Source organism: Streptomyces sp. NPDC045678, from assembly GCF_056432085.1.
Genome location: NZ_JBWKJS010000007.1, coordinates 429,962 through 439,667 on the forward strand (window position 1 = coordinate 429,962; position 9,706 = coordinate 439,667).

Annotated in this window: 10 protein-coding genes; all 10 read left to right on the forward strand. The window is 71.1% G+C overall.

The window, feature by feature from the left end; genetic code table 11:
• The first annotated feature begins 29 nt into the window (after nt 1–29).
• The 10 genes from mltG to nusB all read left to right on the forward strand — a co-directional run bounded on the left by mltG (nt 30) and on the right by nusB (nt 9,476).
• Nucleotides 30–1,757: an endolytic transglycosylase MltG gene (gene mltG / locus AC07DO_RS26035; RefSeq protein WP_479063039.1), complete on the forward strand. Its 1,728-nt coding sequence runs from the start codon at nt 30–32 to the stop codon at nt 1,755–1,757.
• Nucleotides 1,754–2,584 (forward strand): shikimate dehydrogenase, encoded by an 831-nt coding sequence (locus tag AC07DO_RS26040; RefSeq protein ID WP_479063040.1) that lies wholly within the window; start codon nt 1,754–1,756, stop codon nt 2,582–2,584. The genes mltG and AC07DO_RS26040 overlap by 4 nt, the downstream gene beginning before the upstream one ends.
• 168 nt (nt 2,585–2,752) lie before the next feature.
• On the forward strand, nt 2,753–3,937 hold the full coding sequence (gene aroC, locus AC07DO_RS26045; protein WP_479063042.1) for a chorismate synthase: 1,185 nt from the start codon (nt 2,753–2,755) through the stop codon (nt 3,935–3,937).
• Between the two features lie 29 nt (nt 3,938–3,966).
• Entirely contained in the window at nt 3,967–4,449 is a 483-nt protein-coding gene (locus AC07DO_RS26050; protein ID WP_479063271.1) for a shikimate kinase, read from the forward strand.
• Nucleotides 4,446–5,543, forward strand: coding sequence for a 3-dehydroquinate synthase (gene aroB / locus AC07DO_RS26055; RefSeq protein WP_479063044.1), 1,098 nt, complete (start codon nt 4,446–4,448; stop codon nt 5,541–5,543). The genes AC07DO_RS26050 and aroB overlap by 4 nt, the downstream gene beginning before the upstream one ends.
• A gap of 162 nt (nt 5,544–5,705) precedes the next feature.
• On the forward strand, nt 5,706–6,626 hold the full coding sequence (locus AC07DO_RS26060) for a Pro-rich N-terminal domain-containing protein (protein WP_479063046.1): 921 nt from the start codon (nt 5,706–5,708) through the stop codon (nt 6,624–6,626).
• Nucleotides 6,627–6,741: 115 nt separating this feature from the next.
• Nucleotides 6,742–7,224: an excalibur calcium-binding domain-containing protein gene (locus AC07DO_RS26065; protein WP_479063048.1), complete on the forward strand. Its 483-nt coding sequence runs from the start codon at nt 6,742–6,744 to the stop codon at nt 7,222–7,224.
• A gap of 76 nt (nt 7,225–7,300) precedes the next feature.
• Nucleotides 7,301–8,413, forward strand: coding sequence for a M24 family metallopeptidase (locus tag AC07DO_RS26070; protein WP_479063050.1), 1,113 nt, complete (start codon nt 7,301–7,303; stop codon nt 8,411–8,413).
• 59 nt (nt 8,414–8,472) lie between these two features.
• On the forward strand, nt 8,473–9,039 hold the full coding sequence (gene efp / locus AC07DO_RS26075; protein ID WP_055543676.1) for an elongation factor P: 567 nt from the start codon (nt 8,473–8,475) through the stop codon (nt 9,037–9,039).
• 2 nt (nt 9,040–9,041) lie between these two features.
• A complete protein-coding gene (gene nusB, locus AC07DO_RS26080) occupies nt 9,042–9,476 on the forward strand; it encodes a transcription antitermination factor NusB (RefSeq protein ID WP_479063052.1) in 435 nt (144 codons plus the stop codon).
• Nucleotides 9,477–9,706: the final 230 nt, after the last annotated feature.

The following is a 9,706-nucleotide window of genomic DNA, read 5'->3' on the forward strand; positions in this document are numbered from 1 at the left end:
GGCCCCGCCTCGCGGCATGTAGGGGATCGATGACTGAGTATGGCCGGGGCCCAGGCTCCGAACCGTGGCATCCGGAGGACCCGTTGTACGGGGACAGCGGATGGGGAGGACAGCAGCCCGCGGGCGGCACGTCCACCTACGGCGGCCAGGGGCAGTACCACCCGCAGCAGCCGCACCAGCATCAGCAGCCTCACCAGTCCCAGCAGTACGGCGGGGAGTGGAGCACCGGACAGCAGCAGGCCCATGGCCGGCAGCAGTACGAGGGTCAGCAGCAGTACGACGGGCAGCAGCAGTACGACGGCGGGGCCGCGTACGGCTACAACGAAAACCCCGATCAGGGGTACAACGGCGGTTCTGACCAGGGACACTCGAACGGCGGCTGGGACACCAACGGGCAGGGGCAGGTCCCGTACGGCGGCGACCCCATGGACCCGTACGGCGGCCAGCAGCCCGGGTACGGCTCGGAGAGTCACGACTACTACTCCACGCCCGACGCCTACTCCCCGCCGGAGCCGCCCGGCCGCCGTCGGTCCGCGCCCGCCGAGCCCGAGCCGGAGTCGCAGGGCGACTGGGACCCGGGACCCGACCAGGGAGAGCACGCGTTCTTCGCCGGTGGCGGAGACGACGACGATGACGACCCCGGCCGCCGGGGCGACCGCCGCGGGCGTGGCGGCAAGAAGCCCAAGAAGCGCCGCAGCGGATGCGCCTGTCTGGTCGTCACCCTTGTCTTCGCGGGTGGCCTCGGCGGCGTCGGCTACTTCGGCTACCAGTTCTACCAGGACCGTTTCGGCACGGCGCCGGACTTCGCGGGCGACGGCTCGGGCACGGCCATCGTCGAGATCCCCAAGGACTCCGGCGGCTACGCGATCGGCCAGAAGCTCAAGGCGGCAGGTGTCGTCAAGAGCGTCGACGCGTTCGTCTCCGCCCAGAAGAGGCACCCGGACGGACAGTCCATCCAGTCGGGCGTCTACACGCTCAAGAAGCAGATGTCCGCCAAGAGCGCCGTCGCGCTGATGCTCAGCCCGAAGAGCCGCAGCAACCTCATCATTCCCGAGGGCAAGCGGAACGTCTGGGTCTACGCGCAGATCGACAGCCGCCTCCATGTCCCCAAGGGCACCACGGAGAATGTCGCCAAGAAGGATTGGCGCAGTCTCGGACTTCCGGACTGGGCCAATACGAACAAGGACATCAAGGACCCTCTGGAAGGATTCCTCTATCCCTCCAGTTATCCGGTCGCCAAGGGGCAGAAGCCCGCGGACGTCCTCAAGAACATGGTGTCCCACGCGACGGAGAAGTACGACGAGCTCGGCCTGAAGTCGAAGGCCCAGGAACTCAACCTGAAGGATCCGCTCCAGGTCCTCACCGTGGCGAGCCTGGTCCAGGCCGAAGGCAAGTACAAGCACGACTTCGAGAAGGTCGCCACGGTCGTCTACAACCGTCTCAAGCCCAACAACACCGAAACGTACGGCCTGTTGGACTTCGACTCGACCGTCAACTACCTGCGCGGCAAGTCCGAGTTGGCGACGGGTTCGGTCGACGACCTCCGCAAGCTCAACGACCCGTACAACACATACAAGATCAAGGGCCTCCCGCCCGGACCGATCGGAAACCCGGGCGAGGTGGCGCTGAATTCGGCGCTGCATCCCGCCAAGGGCAACTGGTACTACTTCGTCTCCGTCAGCGAGGACAAGACGCTCTTCGCCGAGACGAACGAGGAACAGAACCAGAACCGCAAGAAATACCTGGAGGGGCAGTGAGCGCGGAAAAGCGACGAGTCGCGGTTCTCGGCTCCCCGATCGCCCATTCCCTCTCCCCGGTGCTGCACCGCGCCGCGTACGACGAAATGGGTCTGACCGACTGGGCGTACGACCGTTTCGAGATCGACGAGGCGGCGCTGCCGGAATTCATCGAGAAGACCGGGCCCGAATGGGCCGGGCTCTCGCTGACCATGCCGTTGAAGCGGGCGATCATTCCGCTGCTCGACCGGGTCAGCGAGACCGCGGCGTCCGTCGAGGCGGTGAACACGGTGGTGTTCGGCGAGGACGGCCGACGTGTCGGTGACAACACCGACATTCCCGGCATGGTCGCCGCGCTCCGTGAGCGGGGCATCGAGCAGGTCGAGTCGGCCGCGATCCTGGGCGCCGGTGCCACCGCGTCGTCCGCGCTCGCCGCGCTGGCGCGGATCTGCACGGGTGAGGTCGTCGCATACGTGCGCAGCGACGCCCGTGCCGCCGAGATGCGCGAGTGGGGCGACCGCCTCGACGTGCGGGTCAGGACCGAGTCCTGGGAGGACGCGGCGGAGGCGCTGCGGGCACCGCTGGTGATCGCCACGACGCCGGCGGGCACCACGGACGCGCTGTCGGCCACCGTGCCCGAGCGGCCCGCCACCCTCTTCGACGTGCTGTACAACCCGTGGCCCACCGAGCTCGCCGCCCGCTGGTCGGCGTACGGAGGGGCCGTGGTCAGCGGCCTCGACCTCCTCGTGCACCAGGCCGTGCTCCAGGTCGAGCAGATGACGGGACAGGCCCCCGCGCCCCTCGCCGCCATGCGCAAGGCGGGGGAGCACGCGCTGGCCGCACGGTAAATCCCTGGTCGCGCCGCGGTCGAGGCGCGACCGAGGGACGTCCGTCAGATGGACCGGACGCCGGGTCGCCCCTCAGGTCGTGGGAGGATCGGGGGTGGCGGGCCAGGGCCGCGCACCCGGCCGCGCCGTCGAAGACAGCAGTTCGAGGCGCGAGCATGAGGAGCACCGTTGAGCAGGTTGCGTTGGCTGACCGCGGGGGAGTCGCACGGACCCGCGCTTGTCGCGACGTTGGAGGGTCTTCCCGCCGGCGTTCCGGTCACGACGGAGATGGTGGCGGATCATCTGGCGCGACGACGGCTCGGCTATGGCCGGGGTGCGCGGATGAAGTTCGAGCGTGACGAGGTCACGTTCCTGGGCGGGGTCCGGCACGGGCTGAGCATGGGCTCGCCGATCGCGGTGATGGTGGGCAACACGGAGTGGCCCAAGTGGGAGCAGGTGATGGCGGCCGATCCGGTGGATCCGGAGGTGCTGGCCGATCTCGCCCGCAACGCCCCGCTGACCCGGCCGCGCCCGGGCCACGCCGACCTGGCGGGCATGCAGAAGTACGGCTTCGACGAGGCGCGTCCGATCCTCGAGCGCGCGTCGGCGCGGGAGACCGCGGCGCGGGTGGCGCTCGGCGCGGTGGCGCGGTCGTTCCTGAAGGAGACGGCCGGCATCGAGATCGTCTCGCACGTGACGGAGCTGGCGGCGGCCAAGGCCCCCTACGGCGTCTACCCGACCCCCGCGGACGTCGAGAAGCTCGACGCGGACCCGGTGCGCTGCCTGGACGCGGACGCGTCGAAGGCGATGGTCGCGGAGATCGACCAGGCCCACAAGGACGGCGACACCCTGGGCGGCGTCGTCGAGGTCCTCGCGTACGGGGTGCCGGTCGGGCTCGGCTCGCACGTGCACTGGGACCGGCGCCTGGACGCACGCCTCGCGGCCGCGCTCATGGGCATCCAGGCCATCAAGGGTGTCGAGCTCGGCGACGGCTTCGACCTCGCCCGCGTGCCGGGTTCCAAGGCGCACGACGAGATCGTCACCACCGAGGACGGCATCAAGCGGACCTCGGGCCGCTCCGGTGGTACGGAGGGCGGGCTGACCACGGGTGAGCTGCTGCGGGTGCGGGCGGCGATGAAGCCGATCGCGACCGTGCCGCGCGCGCTGGCGACGATCGACGTGGCGACGGGTGAGGCCGCCAAGGCGCACCACCAGCGCTCGGACGTGTGTGCCGTGCCGGCGGCAGGCATCGTGGCGGAGGCGATGGTCGCGCTGGTGCTGGCCGACGCGGTCGCGGAGAAGTTCGGCGGGGACAGCGTTCCCGAGACGCGCCGCAACGTGCGGTCCTACCTCGACAACCTGCAGATCCGGTGACCGGTCCCAAGGCGGTCCTGGTCGGACCGATGGGCGTCGGCAAGACGACCGTGGGCGAGCTGCTCGCCGGACGTCTCGGCGTCTCGTTCCGGGACAGCGACGCCGACATCGTGGCAGCGCAGGGCCGGGAGATCTCCGACATCTTCGTCGACGAGGGCGAGGCGTACTTCCGTGCCCTGGAGAAGGACGCGGTCGCCACGGCCCTCGCCGAGCACGACGGCATCCTCGCCCTCGGCGGCGGCGCCGTCCTCGACGAGTCGACCCGCGCGCTCCTCGCCGAGCACCCCGTCGTCTGCCTCTCGATGGACGTCGAGGAAGCGGTCCGGCGCACCGGGCTCAACCAGGCGCGCCCCCTGCTCGCGGTCAACCCGCGCAAGCAGTGGCGCGAGCTGATGGAGTCGCGCAGGCCGCTGTACGCCGAAGTCGCCCGCGTGGTCGTCCCCACCGACGGCCGTACCCCCGATGAGGTCGCCCAGGCGGTCCTCGACGCACTGGAGTTGAAGGAAGCATGACGACGGAGCAGACCCCCACCCGTATCCACGTCGGTGGCGCCGCCGGCACGGATCCGTACGAGGTCCTGGTCGGTCGGCAGCTCCTCGGCGAGCTGCCCGGCCTCATCGGCGACCAGGCCAAGCGGGTCGCCGTGATCCACCCCGAGGCGCTCGCCGAGACCGGCGACGCGCTCCGCCAGGACCTCGCCGACCAGGGTTACGAAGCGGTCGCCATCCAGGTGCCGAACGCCGAGGAGGCCAAGACGGCGGAGGTCGCCGCGTACTGCTGGAAGGCTCTCGGCCAGTCCGGCTTCACGCGCAGCGACGTCATCGTCGGCGTCGGCGGCGGCGCCTCCACGGACCTCGCCGGGTTCGTGGCCGCCACCTGGCTGCGCGGGGTGCGGTGGATCGCGGTGCCGACCACGGTGCTCGGCATGGTGGACGCGGCGGTCGGCGGCAAGACCGGCATCAACACCGCCGAGGGCAAGAACCTGGTGGGCTCCTTCCACCCGCCGGCCGGAGTCCTCTGCGACCTGGCGGCGCTCGACTCGCTGCCCGTGAACGACTACGTCTCCGGGCTCGCGGAGATCATCAAGGCAGGCTTCATCGCCGACCCGGCGATCCTGGAGCTCATCGAGGCGGACCCGGAGGCGGCGCGTACGCCCGCGGGGCCGCACACCGCCGAGCTCATCGAGCGGTCCATCAGGGTCAAGGCCGAGGTCGTCTCGGGCGACCTGAAGGAGGCGGGCCTGCGCGAGATCCTCAACTACGGGCACACCCTCGCGCACGCCATCGAGAAGAACGAGCGCTACAAGTGGCGGCACGGCGCCGCGGTCTCCGTCGGCATGCACTTCGCGGCCGAACTCGGTCGGCTGGCGGGCCGGTTGGACGACGCGACGGCCGACCGTCACCGTACGGTGCTCGAATCGGTCGGTCTGCCGCTGACCTACCGTTACGACCAGTGGCCCAAGCTTCTCGAGACCATGAAGGTCGACAAGAAGTCCCGCGGTGACCTGCTGCGCTTCATCGTCCTCGACGGCCTCGGCAAGCCGACGGTCCTGGAGGGCCCCGACCCGGCGGTGCTCCTCGCCGCGTACGGGGAAGTCGGCCAGTAAGGGCTCCCGCCTCCCTTGACCGTGGCTTTCTGATTCGGCCACGGGCACGTCACGGCCTCCCCGGCCGTTCACACAACAGCGGCCGGGGACGGTACCGTTCGGTAACGGGCGGCCAGGTCGCTGCCCTACCAGCGACAGTCGCACGAGACGGAGTGGCACCGGATGCAGCACGCAGTGGGATCTCCGCTGCCGCCGCCCCATCAGCCGGGGCACGGACCGGCCACCGGCTGGTCGCAGGCCGCACACCACCCGACCGCTCCGCCTCCCGGAGCGGCGCCGCACGCGCCTCCCGCGCCGGGGTTCGCGGGCGGTCCCGCCCCGCACGCCGCACATGCGCAGGGGCAGCCCCCGATGCCGCACGCTCCGGCGGCCCCGCAGCCTCCCCCGCACGGGCCGGGCCCGGTCCCCCCGACGCCCGACTCGCCGCCGCCGGCCGCCGGCACGACGAGCCACGTCCAACTCCCGCCCGGCGGCCCCGTGGCCATGCCGAGCCCTCCGCAGGGAGCGGCTCCCCCGGACACCGGCGCCACGACGCTCGCCGTGCTGCTCATCGGCCCCGCGGGCGCGGGCAAGACGAGCGTCGCCAAGTACTGGGCCGAGCACCGCCGTGTGCCCACGGCCCACATCAGCCTGGACGACGTACGCGAATGGGTGCGCTCGGGGTTCGCCGACCCCCAGACGGGCTGGAACGACCACTCCGAGGCGCAGTACCGCCTGGCCCGCCGCACCTGCGGCTTCGCCGCGCGGAACTTCCTGGCCAACGGCATCTCGTGCATCCTCGACGACGCGGTCTTCCCGGACCGCCCCGTCGTCGGCCTCGGCGGCTGGAAACGGCACGTGGGCCCGGGCCTGCTCCCCGTGGTCCTCCTCCCCGGCCTGGAAATCGTCCTGGAACGCAACGCGGAACGCAGCGGCAACCGCCGCCTCACGGACGAGGAGGTCGCCCGCATCCACGGCCGCATGGCGGGCTGGTACGGCTCGGGCCTCCCCATCATCGACAACTCCCAACTGGACGTCCCCGCCACGGCCCGAGTCCTGGACGAGGTCCTGACCCGAGCCATCGCCAGCCCGCCGCAGTGGTAGCGGGGGTGGCGGTGCCCGTCGGTCACGATCGGGACACTGTGCCTCCCCACCTCCTTCACGCCGCCTGAGCGCGGTACTACGGTCCTGCCCCTGGCATACGCTCGAGGGGCAGGACATGACCCATCCGTACGGCACTCCGCCCGACGCCCGCGGCCCCGCACCCAAGTGGGCCCGGAAGCGGTACGTGATCCCCGCGATCGTCCTCGCCCTCGGTCTGGGCTTCGGCGCGGGCGCCGGCGACGACGGCACCGCCGCGGGCGACGCCGAGACGAAAGCCACCGCGACCGCCACAACCACCGCGACCGCGACCGCCACCGCATCGCCGAGCGCTTCCGGGTCCGCGGAGCCCGGGCCGCGTGCGACGGTCACCGTGCGGTCCACCAAGACGGTCGAGGCGACCAAGACGGTCAAGGTGACCACGACCGTACGGTCGACCGTCACGGCGCCGGGTGACGGCGGTGGTTCCGGCGGGGGCTCCGTGTACTACCAGAACTGCGCCGAGGCCCGCGCGGCCGGTGCCGCCCCCGTGCGCCGCGGCGAACCCGGCTACGGCAGGCACCTCGACCGTGACGGTGACGGAGTCGGCTGCGACAGCTGAGGGTGCGGCACGGGGGTGACGCCCGGTCGGACGCGTCCGGCGGGCCCTCGGGCGGGCGGGATCTTAGGCTCGCCCCATGTCAGAGGTGTACGCGGTCCGCAGGGAGCGGGTTCGGGAACGGTGTGCTGCCGGGGGTGGTGGGGCGGCGCTCGTCTCCCGGCCCGCCAATGTGCGCTATCTCGCGGGTGCGGCGCCCGACGGCGCCGTGCTTCTCGTCGGTGAGGGTCAGGACGACGACGTTCTGGTGTGTGGGCGGCCACCCGGCGGGGAGCCGGGGGAGGGGCGGGCCGACGGGGGGCTCCGGGTGCAGCTGTTGCCCGAGCCGAGCGCCGATCCGGCCGTCGCCGGTGCCAACCTCGCCACCGCTCAGGGTGTTGACGCGCTCGCCGTTGAGGAACACCACTTGACCGTTGCCCGGCACCGGGCGGTCGGATCCGTCGCGCCTCGGCTGCGGCTCATGGACCTCGGGACCGCCGTCGAGCAGTTGCGGCTGGTCAAGGACGAGGACGAGCTCTCCTGTCTGCGGGTCGCCGCCGAGATTGCCGACCAGGCGCTGGGGGAGCTGCTCGAGTCCATCCTCGTGGGGCGAACGGAGCGGCACCTGGCCCTTGAGCTGGAGCGGCGCCTCGTCGATCATGGCGCGGACGGGCCGGCCTTCGCGACCTCCGTCGGCACAGGACCGAACTCCGGCAGGGGCGGCCACCGCCCGACCGACCGGCGGGTCGAGGAGGGAGACTTCCTCTCCGTGTGCCTGGGCGCGAGCTACCGCGGCTACCGCTGCGAGATCGGGCGTACGTTCGTCATCGGCACGTCACCCGCCGACTGGCAGATCGAGTTGTACGACGTCGTCTTCGCCGCGCAGCGGGCCGGTCGTGAGGCCCTCGCACCCGGCGCCGCCTGCCGCGACGTCGACCGCGCGGCACGCCACGTACTGGACTCCGCGGGCTGTGCGGAAGGGCTCTCTCCCATCACCGGACACGGTGTGGGGCTCGAAATCGCGGAGGACCCTCAACTGGCGCCCGCGGCCATGGGTAAACTGGACGTCTGCGTGCCGGTCACCGTCGAACCGGGGGTTCACCTCCCTGGCCGGGGTGGTGTCCGGATCGATGACACGCTCGTCGTGCGCCCCGAGGCGGACGGCGGACCCGAGCTACTCACCATCACGACCAAGGAACTGCTCGCGCTCTGATGGGCGCGTGCGCGCCCGGGGTCGTCCACCAGTCAGTCAGTGCAGGAGATTCCGCAACCGTGGCTTCCACGAACGACCTCAAGAACGGCCTGGTGCTCAAGCTCGAAGGCGGCCAGCTCTGGTCCGTCGTCGAGTTCCAGCACGTCAAGCCCGGCAAGGGCCCGGCCTTCGTGCGCACCAAGCTCAAGAACGTGCTCTCCGGCAAGGTCGTCGACAAGACGTTCAACGCCGGCGTCAAGGTCGACACGGCCACGATCGACAAGCGCGACATGCAGTTCTCCTACATGGACGGCGACTACTTCGTCTTCATGGACATGGAGACCTACGACCAGCTGCACGTCGACCGCAAGGCCGTCGGTGACGCCGCCAACTTCCTGATCGAGGGCTTCACCGCCTCCGTCGCCCAGCACGAGGGCGAGGTGCTCTACGTCGAGCTCCCCGCCGCCGTCGAGCTGGTCATCCAGGAGACCGAGCCGGGCGTCCAGGGCGACCGCTCCACCGGTGGCACCAAGCCCGCCACGCTGGAGACCGGCCACCAGATCCAGGTGCCGCTCTTCATCACCACCGGCGAGAAGATCAAGGTCGACACCCGTGACAGCGGCTACCTCGGCCGGGTGAACAGCTAACCGTGGCTGCTCGTAATACGGCCCGCAAGCGCGCCTTCCAGATCCTCTTCGAGGCAGACCAGCGCGGCACCGACGTCCTGACGGTTCTCGCCGACTGGGTGCGCCACTCGCGGTCCGACACCCGGCAGCCGCCGGTGAGCGAGTACACGATGGAGCTCGTCGAGGGGTACGCGGAGCATGAGCGCCGCATCGACGAACTCATCTCGCAGTACGCCGTCGGATGGACCCTGGACCGCATGCCGGTCGTCGACCGGAACCTCCTGCGGCTCGGCGCCTACGAACTCGTCTGGGTCGACGGGACGCCGGACGCCGTGGTGATCGACGAGGCGGTCCAGCTCGCCAAGGAGTTCTCCACGGACGAGTCGCCGTCCTTCGTCAACGGTCTGCTCGGACGCTTCAAGGATCTGAAGCCGTCCCTGCGCCGCGACGAGGCGTAGAGCAGGCGGGGCGTAAAGCCTCGGCATCGTCATCCGGAGGGCCCGCAGCAATACGCTGCGGGCCCTCCGACTTTTTCTCCGTACAACCTCTGTCCGGTGTGGCGTCAATCGGCTGCGGGAAAGACACAGAAAACCGCCGGGGGGGGGGGGGGGGGGGGGGGGGGGGGGGGGGGGGGGGGGGGGGGGGGGGGGGGGGGGGGGGGGGGGGGGGGGGGGGGGGGGGTGGTCGT